Origin of the sequence: Achromobacter sp. Root83 (assembly GCF_001428845.1) — a bacterium.
Classification (GTDB): domain Bacteria; phylum Pseudomonadota; class Gammaproteobacteria; order Burkholderiales; family Burkholderiaceae_B; genus Achromobacter.
Genome location: NZ_LMIU01000001.1, coordinates 1,054,581 through 1,075,019, shown reverse-complemented (window position 1 = coordinate 1,075,019; position 20,439 = coordinate 1,054,581). Strand labels below are relative to the sequence as shown.

The window sequence follows — 20,439 nt, the reverse complement described above, 5'->3', positions numbered from 1 at the left end:
ATCGTGCCCGATCTGCTAGAAATCGACCATATCTCGCTTGCCTACGACACGCCCGCCGGCCTGAAGCCGATCGTGCAGGACCTGACCCTGGGTCTGCCGGTTGGCCACATCGGCTGCCTGCTGGGCGAATCCGGCTGCGGCAAAACCACGGTGCTGCGCGCCATCGCGGGCTTCGAACCGGTGCGCGCCGGCCGCATCCTGCTGGACGGCAGCGTCATTTCGTCGCCCACCATGCAGGTGGCGCCGGAGCAACGCCGCGTCGGCATGATGTTCCAGGACTATGCCCTGTTCCCCCATCTGACCGTGGCCTTGAACGTGGCCTTCGGGCTGCGCAAGCTGGCCCGCGCGGACCGCGCGCGCCGCGTCGAGGAACTGCTGGAACTGGTGGGCCTGGCGCACGCGGCCAACAGCTATCCGCACGAAATCTCGGGCGGCCAGCAACAGCGGGTGGCGCTGGCGCGCGCGCTGGCGCCCTCGCCCGACCTGCTGCTGCTGGACGAACCGTTCTCGAACCTGGATGTGGACACGCGCGAACGCCTGGCGTTCGAGGTGCGCGAGATCCTCAAGACCACGGGCCACACGGCGATACTGGTCACGCATAACCAGGCCGAGGCCTTTGCCATCGCCGACCGCATCGGCGTGATGTCTAAGGGGCGGATCGCGCAGTGGGATACGCCCTACAACCTGCACCACAATCCCGCCGACACCTTCGTGCGCGACTTCATCCGGCGCGAGGCGCTTGAAGCGCAGCGCGAACAGGCGCTGGCGCGCGGCCGCTAACGCTCGGGCTTGCGGCCGGCCGCCGCTTGTTCCTCCAGGTATCAATTCATGTTCCGCGGCGGGCGTTTATCGCCCCCGCGCGCGCCCCTATAGTTCGTTCACTGTCTGTGCGCGCAGGCTTCCTTGAATGCCAGAACCGGAGAATTGAAATGTCCAACAAGACTGTAGTGATCACGGGCGCGTCCAGCGGTATCGGATTTGCCCTGGCGCAGGCCTATCTGCGCCGCGGCGACAACGTGGTGGGCAACGCCCGCGGCATCGAAGGGCTGGACGCCGCCGCCGAACGCCTGGGACGCCCCGCGAACTTCCTGGCGGTGGCCGGCGACATCGCGCTGGCCAGCACGGCGCGCGACATCGTGCGCCAGGCCATAGAGCGCTTCGGCAAGATCGACGTGCTGATCAACAACGCCGGGATCTTCATCCCCAAGCCCCTGGGCGAATACACCGATGAAGACCTGGACCGCATCATCGACACCAACCTGAAGGGCTTCTTCCACATCACCCAGCAGACCGCTGCCCACATGGCCGGCAATCTGGATGGCCATATCGTCAACATCACGGCCAGCATCGCCATGCAGCCCAGCACCCGGGTGCCGGCATTGCTGCCCATCCTGATCAAGGGCGGCCTGAATCACGCCACGCGTGGCCTTGCCATCGAACTGGCGCCGCAGAACATCCGGGTCAACGCCGTCGCGCCCGGCATCATCGAGACGCCGATGCACGATCCCGGCAGCTTCGATTTCCTGAAGTCGCTGCAGCCTGCGGGACGGATGGGCAAGGTCGACGATATCGTTGGCGCGGTAACCTACCTGACCGATTCGTCCTTCACCACGGGCGCCATTCTTCCGGTCGATGGCGGCGCCGCCGCCGGGCACTGGTAGCCACCAACGCGGAGCGCCCTTCCGGGCGTTCCGCGCTCAGAGAGCCACACCATGTCCATTGAAGCCAAGCTGGCCGACCTAGGCCTCGACCTCCCGCCCGCGCCGCAACCGCTGGGCCAATACACCGCCGCCAGCCAGGCCGGCGACCTGCTGTTCATCTCGGGCCAGTTGCCCCTACGCGACGGCCGCGTCGTCTGGCAAGGCCGTGTGGGCGCGGAACTCACGCTTGAACAGGGCCAGCAGGCCGCCGAGCTGGCCGCGCTGAATGTGCTGGCGCAGATCCGCCAGCACGCGGGGAGCTTCGACCGGCTGGACCACATCGTCCGTGTCGAAGGCTATGTCGCCAGCGCGGCCGGATTCCTGGATCAGCCCAAGGTCCTGGATGGGGCGTCCGGCCTGTTTGCGCGGGTGCTCGGCGACAAGGCCGGCCACGCGCGCACGGCGAATTCGGTCGCGCAGCAGCCCGGCAACGCCACCGTGATCCTGGTCGTGATTGCGCAGCTCAAGCACCCCTGAGACGGCGCTCAATCCGCCAGCTTGTCGACCAGGAAATCCACGAACCCCCGCACCCTGCGGGACACATGCCGCGCATGCGGGTACAGCAGGACGAACGGACGGGTGCTGCCGCCATGCGCCTGCAGCACCTCGGCCAGGCGCCCCTGCCGCAAGTCTTCTTCGACCACGAAGCGGTAGGTCTGGAACAGCCCCGCCCCGGCGCGCGCCAGCGTGACGCCGCCCAGCACGTCCTCGGCGGTGCTGTACGGGCCATCGCTCAGGATATCCACGGATTCGCCCTCATGCTGGAAGGTCCAGGGAAGGCGGCGGCCGCTGCTGGGCAGATCGAATTGGATGCAGTCGTGCGCCGCCAGGTCTGCCAGTTGCTGCGGAACGCCTCGCTGCCGGAGGTAGTCCGGGGCCGCTACCACCACCAGTTCGGCATCCTCCAGCTTGCGGGCGATCAGCGCCGAATCGTCGGGCGCGCGCCCGCGCACGGACAGGTCGTAACCATCGTCCGCGAAATCGACGTTGCGGTTGCTGATGTGGATGTGGACATCCACATTGGGATATCGCGCGCGGAATGCCGGCAGCAGCGGCAGAATGCGGTAGTGCGCATAGGGCGTGGGCAGGCTGATCCGCAGCCGCCCGGCCGCCTCGTGCCCGCCCACCTGCCGCTCGGCGTCGACCAGTTGCGCAAGCGCGGGGCGGACCTGCTCGAAGTAGGCCCGCCCTTCGTCGCTCAGGCGGATATGCCGGGTGCTGCGGACGAACAGGCGGATGCCCAGGCGAGCCTCCAGCCGCGACACGCTGCGGCTGACCGCCGCCGGTGTCACGCCCGCGGCGTTGGCGGCCGCCGTGAAGCTGCTGAGCTCCGCGGCCAGGCAGAAGATCTCGATGCTGCCAAGCTGCAGATCGTCGAAATGGCGGGTCATGGCGATCTCTAGAATGGGGCCACCCACGGCGGCCCCGGCAACGTGCCTGGGCAATCAGCGGCCCAGCACATCCACGATACGCTGGCCAATGTACTGCCCATGCGTCTCCAGCGCGAAGTGGCCCGTGTCCAGCAATTCCACGACGGCATCCGGATTGTCGCGCTGATATGCCTGCGCGCCCGGCGGAATGAAGAAGGGATCGTTACGGCCCCAGATCGCAAGGGTCGGCACCTTGGCGCGCCGGAAGAATTCGTGGAATGCGGGGTACAGCTTCAGGTTATTGGCGTAGTCCAGGAACAGGTCAAGCTGGATGTCCTTGTTGCCGGGACGCTCAAGCAGGGCCGCGTCCAGCGTGTAGCTTTCGGGCGCGACGCTGTCGGGGTCGGCCACGCCATGCACGTACTGCCATTTGGTGCCTTCCAGGTGCAGGATGGTGTCGCTGATGGCCTGGCGGTTCTGCGGCGAGGGATCCGCCCAGTAGGCGCGGATGGGTGCCCAGGCGTCTCCCAGGCCGTCGAGATAGGCATTGCCGTTCTGCGAGACCAGGCCGGTGACGCGTTCGGGATGCGCCAGCGCCAGGCGCAGTCCGGTCGGCGCGCCATAGTCAAAGAAGAAAAGCGCATAACGGTCCAGGCCAAGTTCGTCGACGAACGCTTCCAGCGACTTGGCCAGATTGTCGAAGGTATAGACATAGCCGCGTTCCGCCGGCACCTCGGTAAAGCCGAAGCCGGGCAGATCGGGCGCGATCACATGGAAGCGGCTGGCGAGTTGCGGGATCAGATTGCGGAACTGATGCGAAGAGCTGGGAAATCCATGCAACAGCAGCAGCACGGGCGCCTGGGGATCTCCCGCGCTGCGGTAGAAAAAGCGCAGGCCGTCGGCATGGACGTGACGATATTGGACGGTGTTGTCGGGTTGGGCGGTCATGATGATCTCCGGTGTGGGGGACAAGAGAAAACGTGGGGTATCGAAGCTTCAGGATCCAGTCTACGGATTTTGAGTAACCTGTCAATAGCATTTTTACGGGTTACATCAAATTCAAGAGTGACCCGGATCGCCCCACACCGCCGCCATGGCCGGCGACCCCATGAAAAAGCCCGGCGAAATCGCCGGGCTTCGGTCAAGCCATGCAAGCAAGCCGCCTCAGGACGCCGGGCCCGATGCCTCGCGCTGCCGGAACGCCGCCACTTTGTGCCGGTTGCCGCACAAGGCCATGCTGCACCAGCGGCGACGATGGGAACGGGTGCGGTCGTAGAACCAAAGCGAGCACGCGTCGCTCTCGCACTTGCGCACCAGCGCGAAATCGCCATGGGCAAGCAGCTCGGCGGCCGCCTCGGCCGCCGGCAGCAGCCAGTCAGCCGCGGTCCGCGACGGATAACGCCGGGCCAACTCCAGCCCGCCGCCGTCCTGGACGGACAAGGCCAGATGGCTGCCGCCCGCGGCCAGCGCGCGATTCAGCGCGGTGAGCTTGAGCGGCGCGCCGGCCTTGCGCTGCGCGACCAGCCCGCGCACGGTCTCGCGCAAATCGCGCGCGCTTTCAAGCAGGCCCGCCGGCACGGTGTCGCGGGCAGGCGCCAGCCCGAACTGCGCCAGCCAGGCCTGCACGTCGGCGTCCGACTGCCACCGGTCCTGCGGACCGGCGTCGCCCTGCTCGATGGTGTTGATCATGTCCAGGGCAAGGTGATCGCCCAGGTGTCTGAATTCGGGTGCGCGCGTGGTGTGCATAAGAAGCCTCCGTCGGCAGTGTAACCCCTAAACAAAAGGTATGAAAGTTACGCTGCCGTCCAGGCTCCGCCGCGGTCAGACACGCGGTTCCGGCAGCGGGATGAATTCCGTCTCGTCGCCCGGCACGATCTGGTCGAAACGGGTGCGTTGCCAATCCTGCTTGGCCTGCTCGATGCGGTCCTTGCTGCTGGACACGAAGTTCCACCACACGAAGCGCGGCCCATCCAGCGGCTCSCCGCCCAGCAGCGCAAAGCGCGCGGCGGTCAGGGCGCGGATCTGCACCGGCTTGCCCGGCGCGAACACGACCAGCCGGCCGCTTTCATAGGCCTGGCCGTCGATCTCGACGGTGCCTTGCGCCAGGTAGGCGGCGCGTTCCTCGTGTTCCGCCGGCAGCACGGTCGTGGCGCCCGCCTGCAATTGCAGATCGCCATAGAACAGGGGCGACAGGGTCTTCACCGACGACGTCTTGCCGAACAGCGAGCCCGCCACCACCTGGGCGCGCACGCCCTCGCCTTCGATCACCGGCTGCGCATCCAGGCCATAGTGGGTGAAGCCGGGATCGGTTTCCTCGTGGGCCTTGGGCAGGCCCACCCAGATCTGCAGGCCACAGAGCCGTTGCGGCGCCTGGCGGCTTTCGGGCGAGGACCGTTCCGAATGCACGATGCCTCGGCCGGCCGTCATCCAGTTCACCTCGCCCGGCAGGATCGTCTTCGTGTGCCCCGCTCCGTCCCGGTGCACCATCGACCCTTCGTACAGGTAGGTGACGGTGGACAGGCCGATGTGCGGGTGCGGCCGCACGTCGATGCCCGACCCGACGTCGAAATCGGCCGGGCCCATTTGGTCCAGGAAGACGAAGGGACCGACGCTGCGGCGCTGCGCGGACGGAATGGCGCGGCGCACGGAAAAGCCGCCCAGGTCGCTGGTGCGCGGCACCACGACGGTTTCGATCTGGTTTTCGCCTGCTTGGGACAAGGTGGACATGTTGGAGTGCTCCGGATAGGTGAGGCAAAGGCCATCTTAAGGCTTGATGGCAGGGGCAAATAGGGGCTGCGGCGTTCTGGCCCGCGGCGATGCCGGGCGGATGCGTCATCCGCCCGGCGCGCGGGTTCAGGCCAGGTCGAACACCAGGACTTCGGCGTTCTTGCCGCCCGACAGCTCGACGCGGCTTTCATCCGTGATCGCCACGGCATCGCCGGCCGACAACGCCGTGCCGTTGACGCTCAGGCTGCCGCGGGCCACGTGGATCCAGCCCCGGCGGCCGGCCGCCAGTTCCAGCGCGGCCGATTCGTCGCCGTCGAACAAGCCTGCGTACAGCCGGACGTCCTGATGGATCTTCATCGACCCATCCACGCCGTCGGCCGACACCAGGGCCTGCAGGCGGCCGCGCTTCTGGGCGTCGCTGAAACCGCGCTCTTCGTATTCCGGCGCGATGCCGGTGACGTCGGGCTCGATCCAGATCTGCAGCATGTGCGTTTCGGTGTCGGGCAACGGATTGAACTCGGAGTGCATGACACCGCGGCCGGCGCTCATCCGCTGCACGTTGCCGGGCTGGATGGTGGAACCGCTGCCCATGCTGTCCTTGTGCGCAATCGCGCCGTCCAGCACATAGGTGATGATCTCCATGTCACGGTGGCCGTGCGTGCCGAAACCGCGGCCGGCGGCGATGCGGTCGTCGTTGATCACGCGCAGCGCGCCAAAGCCCATGTGAGCGGGATCGTAGTAGTTGGCGAAGGAAAAGGTGTGAAAGGAATCGAGCCAGCCATGGTTGGCGTGACCCCGTTCGGCGGCGCGGCGAATCGTAAGCATTGTGGACTCCTGTTTCAATAATATGAATGATCTGGGGGTGCAAGGTTCGGTGGATCTCTCCGCCGATTTCGCTTCAACCCCGGCATGAGTGATATTCTGCGCGTGCTCGGCCACGGTTTTGCCGCTATATTTTGACGAAACCATTCAAATATTTTGAACATCCATTTTCCGCCCCTTTCATGCAGCCAATTACGCCCGAATTGCTCATCCTCGTGGACGCCATCGCGCGCCACGGCAGCTTCGCCAAGGCGGCGCGCGACCTGGGCAAGGTGCCGTCCGCCGTCACCTACTCCATCCGCAAGCTGGAAGACGGGCTGGACGTCCTGCTGTTCGACCGTTCCGGCCACCGCGCGCTGTTGACCCCCGCGGGCGAGGCCCTGCTGCGGGATGGCCGCCACATCCTGCAGTCGCTCGACGACCTGGCCTGCCGCGTCAAGCGCATCGCCACGGGCTGGGAAGTGGAACTGCGCATCGCGGTCAGCGCGGTGCTGCCATGGCGCCCGCTCTATGACCTGATCGATGAGTTCAACACGCTGGACAGCGCCACCACGCTGCGCTTTTCCAGCGAAGTGCTGAGCGGCAACTGGGACGCGCTGACCGCCGGCCGCGCCGATCTGGTGATCGGCGCCGGCGCCGCGAACGAACCCACCGGCCCCTACCGGTCGCAGGCCATCGGATTGACGCAGTTCGCCTTCTGCGTGGCGGCGCATCATCCGCTGGCGGCGCTGCCGCAGCCGCTCAGCCGCGCCGACATCACCCGGTATTGCGCCGTGGTGGTGGCGGACACCTCGCGCAATCTACCGCCGCAATCGCGCGGCATCCTGGCCGACCAGCCCACGCTGGTCATGCCGACCATGGAAGCCAAGGTCGAGGCGCAGGTGCGCGGCCTGGGCTGCGGCTACCTGCCGTTGACCCTGGCCGCGCCCTACCTGACGCAAGGCTTGCTGGTGGTGTGCGAAACGGATGAGGGCATGTCCCTCACGGAACACGTGGCTTACGCGTGGCGGGCGGAGCCGCCCGGCGAAGCACTGAAATGGTGGCTGCAGAAGCTGAAATCCCCGCGCCTGTGCGAGAGCCTGCTGGGCTTGGGGTGACGGCGCGGGACGGCGGCAATGCGCCGCCCCGGCGCGCCTACTCGTCTTCGATGCCGAGTTCGCGCAGCTTGCGCGTGATGGTGTTGCGGCCGATGCCCAGGCGCGACGCCGCTTCGACACGCCGGCCGCGGCTGGCGTCCAGCGCGCTCTGCAGCAGGATCTTTTCGAACTGGCGGGTCAACGTCGCCATCACGGCGGGCTCGCCGCGTTCCAGGCGGTACTGGGCGTCGCGCAGCAGCGAATCCTGCCAATTGCGCGGCGCGCCGTCGTCCACGGCGACGGGCGCCGCGGCCTGCACCACGGTGCCGATGCCGGCCATCGGCGCCGCCGGACGCAGCGGTGCGGATCCCGTCAGTTGCTGATGCTCCATGGCGCGGATTTCGGGAGGCAGATCGCCCCGGTCCACGGTCTGCCCCGGCGCCATCACCGTCAGCCAGTGGCAGAAATTCTCCAACTGGCGGACGTTGCCCGGAAAGTCGAACTTGGTCAGCACGGCCAGCGCGTCGGGCGTCAGCCGCTTGACCGGCACGCCCAAGGTGCGGGCGCTGGCGGTCAGGAAGTGCTGCGCCAGGGCCGGAATATCCTCCACCCGTTCGCGCAGCGGCGGCAGGCGCAGCCGGATCACGTTCAGGCGATGGAACAAGTCTTCGCGGAACAGGCCTTGCTCGACGCGCTGCTCCAGCGGCTGATGGGTCGCCGCCACGATGCGCACGTCCACGCGCACGGGCTGCGCGCCGCCGACGCGGTAGAAGCTGCCTTCGGCCAGCACACGCAACAGGCGGGTCTGCAATTCGATCGGCATGTCGCCGATTTCGTCCAGGAACAAGGTGCCGCCGTGGGCTTCCTCGAAGCGGCCGCGGCGCAGATTGTTCGCCCCGGTGAACGCGCCCCGCTCATGGCCGAACAGCTCGGCTTCCAGCAGGTCGCGCGGAATGGCCGCCGCGTTCAGCGCCACGAAGGGACCGCTGGCGCGCACGCCGTGTCCGTGCAGCGCGCGGGCCACCAGCTCTTTGCCGGTGCCGGATTCGCCTGTGATGAGGACGGTGACCTTGGACTGCGCCAGCCTGCCGATGGCGCGAAAGACTTCCTGCATGGCGGTGGACGACGATTGCGTCATCATCCAGCGCTCGTTGTTCTGCGCCGCGTCGCCCTGCCCCTCGGGGCTTTCCGGCTGCGTTGATTCCTGCATCGCGCGCTGGATCAGCGCGACCGCCTCGTTCACGTCGAACGGCTTGGCCAGATAGTCGAACGCGCCGCCCTGGAAGGCGGACACGGTGCTGTCCAGATCGGCGAAAGCGGTCATCACGATGACCGGCAGGCCGGGGTGGCGCTCCTTGAGTTGACGCAACAGCTCAAGGCCATTGCCGCCGGGCATGCGGATATCGGACACCAATGCCACGGGCGTGTCGCGCGACAGCGCTTCCAGCACATCGGCCGATTGGGAGAAACTGCGGGTGGGGACGCCAGCGCGCGCCAGGGCCTTTTCGAGGACCCAGCGGATGGCCTGGTCGTCGTCGACGATCCATACGGGTTTCATCAGTGTGCGGGCTCCATCGGTAGGACCAGGCGAAACTCGGTGCGCCCCGGTCGGGATTCAAATTCGATGATGCCGCCGTGCTGTTGCACGAAGTCCTGCGCCAGGCTCAGGCCCAGGCCGGTGCCGCCCGCCCTGGCCGTGACCAGCGGGTGGAAGATGCGGTCGCGGATGTGGTCCGGCACGCCGGGACCGTTGTCGATGATGGACAGCACCAGCGCCAGGCGGTGCTGCCTGTGCGCCAGCATGACCTGCCGCGCGACCCGGGTGCGCAGGGTCACTACGCCGGGCTCGGCCTGCGGCCCGTGCGGCCGGGCGACCAGTTCCTGCGCGGCGTTGCGCGCCACGTTCAGGACGGCCTGCATCAGTCGCGCGGCATCGCCCTTCAGGTCGGGCACCGACGCGTCATAGTCGCGCAGGATGGTGACGTCGTTGCGGAACTCGGCCTGGATCAGCGCGCAGACGCGCTCGCAGATTTCATGGATGTTCACCGGCCGCGCGTTCAGCGGCACACGTTGCGGACCGCTCAGGCGGTCCACCAGCGCCTGCAGGCGGTCGGCTTCGGAAATAATGACCTGGGTGTACTCGGCCAATGCCGCACTGGGCAGTTCGGCTTCAAGCAGTTGCGCGGCGCCGCGCAGGCCGCCCAGGGGGTTCTTCACTTCATGCGCAAGATTGCGCAGCAGTTCCCGGTGTGCCTCGATCTCGTCCACCAGCCGGTGGTTGCGGTCGGCCAGGACGCGCTGCTCGATCTCGCGCGTTTCGATCAGCACCGGCCAGCGCTGGCCGGTCAGGCCCACGGTCGTCACGGCGACTTCCACGGATTCGGCGGCGCGGCGCAACGAGGCCAGTTGCCTCACGTCGGCGTACCGTCCGGCCGCGGCGCGGTCGATCGATGACTGGATGTTCTCAGGATTGTCGAACAACGTGGCGGCTGAGTGCCCGCCCAGTTGCTTGCGCGAACGGCCGAACAGATCCTCGGCGGCTGCGTTGGCGTATTCGATGTGGCCGCGCTCGTTGACCAGGAAAACGGACGTGGCAAGCAGATCGAGAGCTTCTACATTCATTTTTCAACGTACCCGAATGGACAGGGGGAAAGCGGAACGCGTCCGCGACGGCGGCGCCGGAACCCGGCGCCCTGCCCGCCGGGCGCGGCGCCTGGCGGGCAATTCGTCGAGCCGCGACCTGGCGGTGCGCGTGGTGTGGGCCCTGGTTCTGCCTACATCATCGCGCTCCCCCCAGCCACAGCCTCAAACCATCAGAGGCTGTAGTACATGTCGAATTCGACCGGGTGGGTCGTCATGCGCAGACGGTTCACATCGCCCATCTTCAGGTCGATGTAGGCGTTGAGCATGTCGTTGCTGAACACGCCGCCACGGGTCAGGAACTCGCGGTCCTGGTCCAGGGCTTCCAGCGCCTGCTCCAGCGAGGAGCACACGGTCGGGATCTTGGCGTCTTCTTCCGGCGGCAGGTCGTACAAGTTCTTGTCGGCGGGATCGCCGGGGTGGATCTTGTTCTGCACGCCGTCCAGGCCGGCCATCATCAGGGCGGCAAAAGCCAGGTACGGGTTGGCCAGGGGGTCCGGGAAACGCGCTTCGACGCGGCGGCCCTTCGGGTTGCCGACGTACGGGATGCGGATCGAAGCCGAGCGGTTGCGAGCCGAATAGGCCAGCTTGACCGGTGCTTCATAGTGCGGAACCAGGCGCTTGTACGAGTTCGTGCCCGGGTTGGTGATGGCGTTCAGGGCGCGGGCGTGCTTGATGATGCCGCCGATGTAGTACAGCGCGAATTCGGACAGGCCGGCGTAGCCGTTGCCCGCGAACAGGTTCTGGCCATCCTTCCAGATGGATTGGTGCACGTGCATGCCGGAACCGTTGTCGCCAACGATGGGCTTGGGCATGAACGTGGCGGTCTTGCCGTAGGCATGGGCCACGTTGTGCACGACGTACTTGACGATCTGCGTCCAGTCGGCGCGCTGAACCAGCGTGCTGAACTTGGTGCCGATTTCCAGCTGGCCGGCGCCGGCGACTTCATGGTGGTGCACTTCGACCGGCACGCCCATTTGTTCCATCAACAGGCACATTTCCGAGCGCATGTCCTGGAACGAATCAACCGGGGGCACGGGGAAGTAGCCGCCCTTGACCGACGGACGATGGCCTGTGTTGCCGCCTTCGAATTCCTGGCCGCTGGACCACGATGCTTCTTCGGACTTGATCTTGACGAACGTGCCCGACATGTCGGTGTTCCAGGTCACGCCGTCGAACACGAAGAATTCGGGTTCCGGACCGAAGTAGGCGGTGTCGCCCAGGCCGGAGGACTTGAGGTAGGCTTCGGCGCGCTTGGCCAGCGAACGCGGGTCGCGGTCATAGCCCTTCAGGTCCGAGGGTTCGACGACGTCGCACGACAGGATCAGGGTCGGCTCTTCGCGGAACGGGTCCAGGTTGCCGGTGGAGCAGTCGGGGATGAGCAGCATGTCGGAAGCTTCGATGCCCTTCCAACCCGGGATCGACGAACCGTCGAAGGCCTGCCCGCTTTCCAGCTTGTCTTCGTCGATCTGGCTGGTGGGCACGGAAACGTGGTGCTCACGGCCGACCGTATCGGTAAAGCGGAAATCCACGAATTTGACTTCGTTATCGGCGATCTGTTTCAGGACGTCTTTCGGGCTTGCCATGTCATCTCCATTAGATAAAAGGGTCGAGGGCTTTGCCTCTCGACTGGCATAAAAGAGGGAAGCAATAAGCGTGCCAGGTTTTACCCCCGGGAATCCCCGGGGAAGGCAGCCAAGTCAGGGAAAAATGTAGCACCGTATTGGTGCAAAAGATGAGGCATGACTGCCCCATCTTGGTGCCTTAACACTACAGGAACATTTCCTGGAGGTCATTGAGGAATCTCCACCCCAAGGGCGTGGCCCGCAAGCGGGTGGGATCGGCGTCCAGCAGGCCCCGTTTCGAGGCTGCCTCCAATTGGTGCGCAATCACGGCCAGGGACAGGCCGGTGCGTTCGTTGAATGCCGTGGCGGCCACCCCGTCCTTCAGGCGCAGGGCATTGAGCATGAACTCGAACGGCAACTCGTCCGGGCCGACCTGCCGGCTTTCGGCGACATGGCTGCCGTCGCGCGCCATCGCGGCCTGCATCCAGGAATCGGGGCTGCGCAGGCGGGCTTCGCGCACGATGCGGTCGTGGAACGACAGCTTGCCGTGCGCGCCCGGGCCGATGCCCAGGTAGTCGCCGAATTCCCAGTAGTTCTGGTTATGGCGGCAGCGGGCGCCGCGCTTGGCGTAGGCCGACACCTCGTAGCGGGCCAGGCCGGCCGCGGCCAGCTCGGATTCCACCGCGTCCTGCATGGCCGCGCTGGTGTCGTCGTCCGGCAGGTCTTCGGGCGGGAACTTCGCGAAGACGGTGTTGGGCTCCATGGTCAGGTGATACAGCGACAGGTGCTCGGTGCCGAAGGACACGGCCTGCCGCAGATCGTCCAGACAGGCCTCCAGCGTCTGGCCCGGCAGCGCGAACATCATGTCCAGGTTCACGCGCGACGCGGCGCGCTGCGCCATGTCGATCGCGGCGCGGGCCTGGGCGGAATCATGGATGCGGCCCAGCTTCTTCAGTTGGGCGTCGTCGAAACTCTGGATGCCCAGCGAGAACCGGGTGACGCCGCTGGCGGCATAGTCGCGAAAGCGGCTGGCCTCGGCGGTGCCCGGATTGGCCTCCATGGTGATCTCGGCATCCGGCCAGACATTCAGGCAGGCGCGCAACATGGCCAGCAGCTCGTCCAGGCCGGCCGACGACAGGAGGCTGGGCGTGCCCCCGCCGATGAAGACCGACACCACCTGCCGGCCCCAGATGGACGGCAGCGCCTGCTCCAGGTCGCTGCGCAGGGCGTCGAGATAGGCGCGCTCGGGGATTTCGCCGGGCGCCGCGTGGGAATTGAAGTCGCAGTAGGGACACTTGCGCACGCACCAGGGCACGTGCACATAGACGGACAGCGGCGGCAGGCTGGTGAGCGTGGCGCCGGCGGGCACGATCAGGCGCGACGGCGATGCGCCCATTTCGTTGCGGATGGGAATGGTGATGGACATGCGGAATTCCTGGCGCCGGTGGCGCCCTCTTCAAGCCTGGTTCAGCTTGCTCAGCAGTTCGCGCAAGGCGCGCGCGCGGTGGCTCACCCGGTTCTTTTCCTCGGGGTCCAGCGAGGCGGCGGTCAGCGCCATATCGGGCAGGTAGAAATGCGGATCGTACCCAAAGCCGTTGGCGCCTTCGGGCTGGTCGATGATCTCGCCGTGCCACAGCCCTTCGCCGATGAGCGGCCGGGGATCGTTTTCGGCACGCACCAGCGCCAGCACCGCCACGTACCAGGCGCTGCGGTCTGAAATGGACGCCAGATTGCGCACCAGCAGCGCATTGTTGGCCTGGTCGGATTTTTCGCCGCCGTGCATCTTGGCGTAGCGCGCGGAATACACCCCCGGCGCGCCGTCCAGCGCGGCCACGCACAGTCCGGAATCATCGGCCAGGGCCGGCAAGCCGGTCAGGCGGCTGGCATGGCGGGCCTTGGCCAGCGCGTTCTCGACGAACGTGACGTGCGGCTCTTCGGCTTCGGGCACGCCGAGGTCGCCCTGAGGCACCAATTCGATGCCCAGGGGAGCGAACAAGGCGGAGAACTCGCGCAGCTTGCCCGCGTTATTGGACGCCAAAACAACACGGCGCAGGGAATCGGGAATCTTGGGTGAGGTCATAGCGCAAATTGTATAGGCCGGCGGCCTTGCCGGGCGGCCGATGCGGCGATATCCCTGCACCGATCATGGGCAGGATCAATTGTCTGTTGACACTTTTGTAACAGGGCTTGAAGATTGCACGTCACGAATCGGCGCAACAACGCAGACATATTTTGTTGTCAATATGCCCCATCTTGTCACTGATCGTATCCAAACGCCCCGGCGATGAACTCCTGCCACGCTTTTCCCCGGCCGGCCGCGGCCCGCGCGCCACTTCCAATGGACGGCGCGCCCGCGCACGCCAGCCTTGCGGGAATCCTGCGCGAACGGCTGCTGCGTCCGCGCTTCCAACCCGTTGTCGATCTGTCCCACAGCCGCATCTATGGCCATGAAAGCCTGATCCGCGGCCCCGTCGACACCGCCCTGCACTTTCCAGACGCCCTGTTCGCCGAAGCACGCCGCCAGGGACTGCATCCGCAGTTGGAACTGGCCAGCTTCCGGGCGGGCGCGCAGGGCTTTCACCAGAACGACGCGGCCGGCAAGCTGTTCCTGAACCTGTCCGGCTCGGCCCTGCTGCACTACTGGACCTTGTGGGGCGACGAAATGCCGGCGCGCCTGCTCAAGGATTGCTCGCTGGAACCCGCCAGCATCATCATCGAACTGACGGAACAGGATCCGCTGTCGGACCGCATGGCGGATCTGCACGATGCGTTCGCCTGCCTGCGCGAGGCCGGCATGCGCATCGCGCTGGACGACTACGGCGTGGGCAATTCCAACCTTCAGCTCTGGGCGGAAATGCAGCCGGATCTGGTCAAGATCGACCGCTATTTCTTCGACGGCATCGGCCACGACGACCGCAAGCAGAACATGGTGCGCGCCATCCTGAAGGTGGCGCAGCATCTGGGCACCTCGATCGTCGCCGAAGGCATTGAAACCGCCGAGGACCTGGCCGTCGTGCGCGAGATGGATATCCGCTTTGCGCAGGGCTGGTTCCTGGGCATGCCCGACGAGACCCTGCTGACGGAACTGACACCGCCGCTGCGCGACTCCCTGCGGCTGCGCTCGCCCGCCCCGCTCTCGCAGCGCGCCGCGGGCGGCACCGCCGCCAGCCTGCGGGTCGAGGCGCCGGCCGCCCTGCTCAACAAGCACACCAACGACGATGTCCACCGGCTGTTCATCGAACACAAGAGCCTGCACGCCGTGGCGGTGCTTGACGGCGATAACCGCCCGGTCGGCATCATCAACCGGCGCGACTTCTCGGAGCACTACGCCCAGCGCTACACCCGCGAGCTTTTCGGACGCGACGCCTGCTCGACCTTCATGAACGCCGAACCTGTGCTGGTGGACCTGAACGTCTCCATCGACCAGCTCAGCCACGTGCTGATCTCGGAAGACCAGCGCTACCTGATGGACGGGCTGATCATCACGCGGGACGGGCGCTACGACGGCCTCTCCACCGGCGAGACACTGGTCCGCTCCGTGACCGAAATGCGCATCGAGGCCGCACGCTACGCCAATCCGCTGACCTCGTTGCCGGGCAACATCCCCATCAGCCGGCATATCGCCACGCTGCTTGAAGACGCCTCGGACTTCGCCATCTGCTACGGCGACCTGAACAACTTCAAACCCTTCAACGACGTCTACGGGTATTGGCGCGGCGACGACATGATCATGCTGACGGCCGAGCTCATCAAGCGCCATTGCGACCCGCAGCGCGACTTTGTCGGCCATGTGGGCGGCGACGACTTCGTGGTGCTGCTGCGCAGCCCCGACTGGATGGACCGCATCCAGCGCATCATCGCCGAATTCAACGAGCGCGCCATGGACCTCTACGACGACCAGGGCCGCCGCAACGGCGGCATCGAGGCCGAGGACCGTTACGGCGTACCCCGCTTCTTTCCTTTCGTGACGCTGGGCGTGGGCGCGCTCACCGTCACGCCTTCCCTATGCGAGCGCATCCGCCCGGAGGACATCGCGTCGGCCGCCGCCCATGTCAAGCACAAGGTCAAGCACGGGAACCTGTCTCTGGTGACCGAGCGCTACACCGGCGCCGCCCTGCCGTAGCTCGCCGGCCGGAGCCCGGCCGGCGGCCTGCTGCGCGGCCTGGGCAATCTGGAACACCTCCACGGCGCGCCGCAGCCCCTGCGCCTGGACTTCAAGCGCGGAAGCCGCGGCCGCCGTCTGCTCGACCATGGCGGCGGTTTCCTGCGTGGAGCGCTCGATATCCGCCACCGCGTCGTTCACCGACGATATGCCGGCCGCCTGTTCGGCCGTGGCGCTGGAGATCTCGGCCACGATCTGCGTCACCCGGTCCACCGAGGTCACCATGTCGCGCATGGTGTCGCCCGCCAGGTTCACATGGCGCACGCCTGCGTCCACCCGCGCCGCGGAATCCTCGATCAAGCCCTTGATCTCCCGGGCCGCCTGCGCGCTGCGCTGGGCCAGCGAGCGCACCTCTCCCGCCACGACGGCAAAACCCTTGCCCTGTTCGCCCGCGCGCGCCGCTTCCACGGCAGCGTTCAGCGCAAGAATGTTGGTCTGGAAGGCAATGCTGTCCACCACGCCCACGATCTCGCCGATGCGACGCGCGCTGTCGGCGATGCCTTGCATGCTTTGCACCACTTCCTGCACCGCCTCGCCGCCGCGCTGCGCAAGCTGCGTGGCGCTCAGCGCCTGGCGGCTGGCCAGGTCGGCATTGCCCGCGGTCATCTGCACCGTGTGCGCCAGCTGCGTCATATTGGCGGCGGCTTCCTGCAACGAGCCCGCCTGCCTCGCGGTCCGGTCCGACATGTCCGCGCCGCCCGCCGCGATCTCGCCGGAGCCGGTATGGATTTCTTCCACGCCATGGCGTACCGAGGCCACCGCGGCCGACAATCCGGTCTGCATGCGGCGCATGGCGGAATACAGCACGCCGATCTCGTTGTCGCCGCGCAGGGCGATGGCGCCGGTCAGATCGCCGTCGGCGATGCGGTCGAAGTGCGCGCCGGCCTCGTTCAAGGGCCGCAGGATGCTGCGCCGGAACGCCAGCCGTATCAGCAGGGCCAGCAGCGACACGAAACCCAGCATGGCCGCCGCCACCAGCATGACGCGATCCAGCGTGCGGCTGGCGCCCGCCACGGCGGCCTGGCCTTGTTCGCGGGCATAGGCTTGATAGGCCTCGGCCTGCTTGACGTAGGCCGCGCCGCTGGCGGGCAGCACCTTGTCCGTCAGGCGGTTGACCTCGATCCCGTTCCAGCCCCCGATCGCCTTGCGCATCGGCGCCAGCGTCTGGTCGGCGAAGGCGGCGTGCGCCGCGAGCACCTCGCCGAACAGCGGCGCGCCCCCCGCGCTCGCATCCGGGTTGGCGCGCAGCCGCGCCAGGCTGGCCGCCGCCTGCTTGAGCAGCGCGTCCGCCTGCGCCAGGGAGCCGTCGCGCGCGTCCTCCAGCCCGCCTTCCATGGCGGTCTTGGCGTCCGTCAATGCCGCGCGCGCCTGGAACAGCCGGCTGGTCATGTCCGCCAGATCGCTGGCGCGCTCGATGCTGCCGCGGCCCAGTGCCTCGATATCCGCGCGATTGTCGCGCAGGACGGTGATGCCCGCGCCCGCCACGACGGCGAACAGCACCACAAACAGCGCAAGAATGGCCGACAACGCCGTTGTGACCCTAAGATTTTTCCGCATATCCATCCGTGTGTAGCCTGGCCGCATTCGCGGCAGTGCTCTGGATTATGGACACCCAGTTTGGCAATTTCTTGACACAACCTCGTCCCCCGCATGACGAACGCCCGTCATAAAACGCGCGCTTTTGCGAACAGGAACCCCGTATTAACGAATTGTGAATTGGCACGCGCGCGGCCGTGCGGCACATTCGATGCTGTACCGAACCATTCCCACATTCAGAACAGCAGCCCTATGCCCCACGCCTCCCACGCCTATCAGGACATCCGCGAAGCCGTGCGCGACCTTTGCGCCCAATTTCCCTCCGAATACTTCCGCAAGATCGACGAAGAACGCGGCTATCCCGAAGACTTCGTCCGAGCCCTGACGGAAGCGGGCTGGCTGGCGGCGCTGATTCCCCAGGAATATGGCGGCTCGGGCCTGGGCCTGACCGAAGCCTCGGTCATCATGGAAGAGATCAACCGCAGCGGCGGCAATTCCGGCGCCTGCCACGGCCAGATGTACAACATGGGCACGCTGCTGCGCCACGGCTCCGAAGCCCAGAAGCGCGAGTACCTGCCGCGCATCGCCGCCGGCGAATTGCGCCTGCAATCCATGGGCGTGACCGAACCCACCACCGGCACCGACACCACCAAGATCAAGACCACCGCGGTCAAGCGCGGCGACCGTTACGTCATCAACGGCCAGAAGGTCTGGATTTCGCGGGTGCAGCACTCGGACCTGATGATCCTGCTGGCCCGCACCACCCCGCTGGACCAGGTCACGCGCAAGTCGGAAGGCATGTCGATCTTCCTGGTCGACCTGCACCACGCCGTCAAGCACGGCATGGCGATCCGCCCCATTCCCAACATGGTCAACCACGAGACCAACGAACTCTTCTTCGACAATCTGGAAATCCCCGAGGAAAACCTGATCGGCGAAGAGGGCAAGGGCTTCAAGTACATCCTCGACGGCCTGAACGCCGAACGCACCCTGATCGCCGCCGAATGCATCGGCGACGGCTATTGGTTCGTGGACAAGGTGACGGCCTACGCCAAGGAACGCATGGTGTTCGGCCGCCCGATCGGCCAGAACCAGGGCGTGCAGTTCCCCATCGCGCGCGCCCATATCAACGTGGAAGCGGCCAGCCTGATGCGCTACGAGGCCTGCCGTCTGTTCGACGCCCATGAGCCTTGCGGCGCCCAGGCCAACATGGCCAAGCTGCTGGCCGCCGACGCGTCCTGGGAAGCCGCCAACGCCTGCCTGCAGTTCCACGGCGGCTTCGGCTTTGCCACCGAGTACGACGTCGAGCGCAAGTTCCGCGAGACCCGCCTCTATCAGGTTGCCCCCATTTCCACCAACCTGATCCTGTCGTACGTCGCCGAACACATCCTGGGCCTGCCCCGCTCCTTCTGACACGCCGCCTGCCACCATGACCGCTGCCAAAGACACCCCGCACCTGAGCGCCGAACTCGCGGCCTTTGCCGCCAACCTGCGCTACGAAGACATCCCCGCGCCGGTGCTGCGCCGCGCCGAAGACCTCCTGCTGGACTGCCTGGCCTCCATCCTGGCCGGTGCGTCCGCCCGCGCCGTGCAGGCCATCGACCGCTACGCCGCCGCGATGGGCCCCGCCGACGGCCCCAGCGAAGTGCTGATCACCCGGCGCCGCACCACGCCGCTGTTCGCCGCCATGGTCAACGCCGCCGCCGCGCACGTGGTCGAACAGGACGATGTGCACAACGGGTCCGTGTTCCATCCCGCCGCCGTCGTGTTCCCCCCTGCACTGGCCGTCGCGCAGGCGCTGGGCAGCTCCGGCCGCGACCTCCTGACCGCCGCCGTGGCGGGCTATGAAGTCGGTATCCGCGTCGGCGAATTCCTGGGCCGTTCGCACTACAGGATCTTCCACACCACCGGCACCGCCGGCACGCTGGCCGCCGCCGTCACCACGGGCCGGCTGCTCAAGCTGTCCCCCGAACAGATGCTGCACGCGCTGGGCTCGGCCGGCACGCAGGCCGCCGGCCTGTGGGAGTTCCTGCGAGATGCCGCCGATTCCAAGCAACTGCACACGGCCAAGGCCGCGGCCGACGGCATTACCGCCGCCTACCTGGCCCGCGAAGGCTTCACCGGTGCCCGCCACATCCTGGAAGGCCCGCAGGGCATGGCCGCCGGCATGTCCACCGACGCCGATCCCAGCCGCCTGTGCGACCGCCTGGGCGAACGCTGGGCGCTGGCCGAAACGTCGTTCAAGTTCCATGCCTCGTGCCGCCACACCCATCCCGCGGCCGACGCGCTGCAGCAGGCGCTGCGCGACAACAAGCTGACCGAGGGCGACGTCGAGCGCGTGGTGGCGCACGTCCACCAGGGCGCCATCGACGTGCTCGGGCCCGTCGTCAACCCGCAGACCGTGCACCAGTCCAAGTTCTCGATGGGCACGGTGCTGGCGCTGATCGCCCGCCAGGGCCGCGCCGGCCTGGCCGAATTCGACGCCGGACTCGACGACCCCGCCGTCGCGGCCTTCCGCGGCAAGGTCGAAATGGAACTGGACCCGGAGGTCGACGGCGCCTATCCGCAGCGCTGGATCGGCAAGGTCACGGTCTATACCCGCGACGGCCGCAAACTGCATGGCCGCGTGGACGAACCCAAGGGCGACCCGGGCAACACCCTGAGCCGCGCCGAGATCGAGGACAAGACCCTCAGCTTGGGGCGCTACGCGGACGCCGCGACCGAAAAGGAACTGCGCGGCCTGATCGATGCGATCTGGGGGCTGGAGAACCAGAGCAAGATCGGCGCGCTGCTGCCAAGCTAGCCCGGCAGGATAAAACGTCCGCGTGGCCCGACCGGCCG

The 20,439-nt window shown here is 66.8% G+C and carries 18 protein-coding genes; 7 read left to right on the top strand and 11 right to left on the bottom strand.

What is annotated here, in order from left to right; translation table 11 throughout:
* The first annotated feature begins 3 nt into the window (after window positions 1-3).
* The 3 genes from ASE30_RS04855 to ASE30_RS04845 all read left to right on the top strand — a co-directional run bounded on the left by ASE30_RS04855 (window position 4) and on the right by ASE30_RS04845 (window position 2,177).
* Window positions 4-780 carry an ABC transporter ATP-binding protein gene (locus tag ASE30_RS04855; protein ID WP_156407533.1) on the top strand — a complete coding sequence of 259 codons (777 nt, stop codon included), beginning with the start codon at window positions 4-6 and terminating at the stop codon, window positions 778-780.
* A 149-nt stretch (window positions 781-929) separates the two neighbouring features.
* Complete coding sequence (locus ASE30_RS04850; protein ID WP_057283085.1) at window positions 930-1,661, top strand: SDR family NAD(P)-dependent oxidoreductase; 732 nt, start codon at window positions 930-932, stop codon at window positions 1,659-1,661.
* A gap of 51 nt (window positions 1,662-1,712) precedes the next feature.
* On the top strand, window positions 1,713-2,177 hold the full coding sequence (locus ASE30_RS04845; RefSeq protein ID WP_057283084.1) for a RidA family protein: 465 nt from the start codon (window positions 1,713-1,715) through the stop codon (window positions 2,175-2,177).
* An 8-nt stretch (window positions 2,178-2,185) separates the two neighbouring features.
* Here the strand turns inward: ASE30_RS04845 and ASE30_RS04840 are convergent, their stop codons facing one another.
* From ASE30_RS04840 to ASE30_RS04820, 5 genes are all read right to left on the bottom strand, one after another.
* Complete coding sequence (locus tag ASE30_RS04840; protein ID WP_057283083.1) at window positions 2,186-3,091, bottom strand: LysR family transcriptional regulator; 906 nt, start codon at window positions 3,089-3,091, stop codon at window positions 2,186-2,188.
* 54 nt (window positions 3,092-3,145) lie between these two features.
* On the bottom strand, window positions 3,146-4,018 hold the full coding sequence (locus tag ASE30_RS04835; RefSeq protein ID WP_057283082.1) for an alpha/beta fold hydrolase: 873 nt from the start codon (window positions 4,016-4,018) through the stop codon (window positions 3,146-3,148).
* Between the two features lie 216 nt (window positions 4,019-4,234).
* Window positions 4,235-4,816 carry an ABATE domain-containing protein gene (locus ASE30_RS04830; protein ID WP_057283081.1) on the bottom strand — a complete coding sequence of 194 codons (582 nt, stop codon included), beginning with the start codon at window positions 4,814-4,816 and terminating at the stop codon, window positions 4,235-4,237.
* Window positions 4,817-4,891: 75 nt separating this feature from the next.
* Window positions 4,892-5,797 (bottom strand): pirin family protein, encoded by a 906-nt coding sequence (locus ASE30_RS04825; RefSeq protein ID WP_057283080.1) that lies wholly within the window; start codon window positions 5,795-5,797, stop codon window positions 4,892-4,894.
* Between the two features lie 126 nt (window positions 5,798-5,923).
* A complete protein-coding gene (locus ASE30_RS04820) occupies window positions 5,924-6,622 on the bottom strand; it encodes a pirin family protein (protein WP_057283079.1) in 699 nt (232 codons plus the stop codon).
* A gap of 179 nt (window positions 6,623-6,801) precedes the next feature.
* On the opposite strand from ASE30_RS04820, the gene ASE30_RS04815 reads away from it, so the two are divergent.
* Entirely contained in the window at window positions 6,802-7,716 is a 915-nt protein-coding gene (locus ASE30_RS04815; RefSeq protein ID WP_057283078.1) for a LysR family transcriptional regulator, read from the top strand.
* Between the two features lie 37 nt (window positions 7,717-7,753).
* On the opposite strand, the gene ntrC is transcribed toward ASE30_RS04815, so the two are convergent.
* The 5 genes from ntrC to rdgB form a co-directional block, all read right to left on the bottom strand.
* Window positions 7,754-9,253 (bottom strand): nitrogen regulation protein NR(I), encoded by a 1,500-nt coding sequence (ntrC, locus tag ASE30_RS04810; protein ID WP_057283077.1) that lies wholly within the window; start codon window positions 9,251-9,253, stop codon window positions 7,754-7,756.
* Window positions 9,253-10,317, bottom strand: coding sequence for a nitrogen regulation protein NR(II) (glnL, locus tag ASE30_RS04805; RefSeq protein ID WP_057283076.1), 1,065 nt, complete (start codon window positions 10,315-10,317; stop codon window positions 9,253-9,255). The genes ntrC and glnL overlap by 1 nt, the downstream gene beginning before the upstream one ends.
* A 191-nt stretch (window positions 10,318-10,508) precedes the next feature.
* The gene (gene glnA / locus ASE30_RS04800; RefSeq protein ID WP_057283075.1) at window positions 10,509-11,921 is read right to left on the bottom strand and encodes a type I glutamate--ammonia ligase; all 1,413 of its coding nucleotides are present in this window, start codon (window positions 11,919-11,921) and stop codon (window positions 10,509-10,511) included.
* A gap of 184 nt (window positions 11,922-12,105) precedes the next feature.
* Window positions 12,106-13,326, bottom strand: coding sequence for a radical SAM family heme chaperone HemW (gene hemW / locus ASE30_RS04795; protein WP_057283074.1), 1,221 nt, complete (start codon window positions 13,324-13,326; stop codon window positions 12,106-12,108).
* Between the two features lie 30 nt (window positions 13,327-13,356).
* Complete coding sequence (rdgB, locus tag ASE30_RS04790; RefSeq protein WP_057283073.1) at window positions 13,357-13,980, bottom strand: RdgB/HAM1 family non-canonical purine NTP pyrophosphatase; 624 nt, start codon at window positions 13,978-13,980, stop codon at window positions 13,357-13,359.
* Window positions 13,981-14,238: 258 nt separating this feature from the next.
* Between rdgB and ASE30_RS04785 the strand changes: the two genes are divergently transcribed.
* Window positions 14,239-16,023 carry an EAL domain-containing protein gene (locus tag ASE30_RS04785; RefSeq protein WP_057283072.1) on the top strand — a complete coding sequence of 595 codons (1,785 nt, stop codon included), beginning with the start codon at window positions 14,239-14,241 and terminating at the stop codon, window positions 16,021-16,023.
* Here the strand turns inward: ASE30_RS04785 and ASE30_RS28350 are convergent.
* A complete protein-coding gene (locus ASE30_RS28350) occupies window positions 15,904-17,619 on the bottom strand; it encodes a methyl-accepting chemotaxis protein (protein WP_200964382.1) in 1,716 nt (571 codons plus the stop codon). The two genes, ASE30_RS04785 and ASE30_RS28350, sit on opposite strands and share 120 nt — an antisense overlap.
* A gap of 231 nt (window positions 17,620-17,850) precedes the next feature.
* On the opposite strand from ASE30_RS28350, the gene ASE30_RS04780 reads away from it, so the two are divergent.
* The gene (locus ASE30_RS04780; protein WP_057283071.1) at window positions 17,851-19,011 is read left to right on the top strand and encodes an acyl-CoA dehydrogenase family protein; all 1,161 of its coding nucleotides are present in this window, start codon (window positions 17,851-17,853) and stop codon (window positions 19,009-19,011) included.
* A 16-nt stretch (window positions 19,012-19,027) separates the two neighbouring features.
* Window positions 19,028-20,401 carry an MmgE/PrpD family protein gene (locus tag ASE30_RS04775; RefSeq protein WP_057283070.1) on the top strand — a complete coding sequence of 458 codons (1,374 nt, stop codon included), beginning with the start codon at window positions 19,028-19,030 and terminating at the stop codon, window positions 20,399-20,401.
* Window positions 20,402-20,439 lie beyond the last annotated feature (38 nt).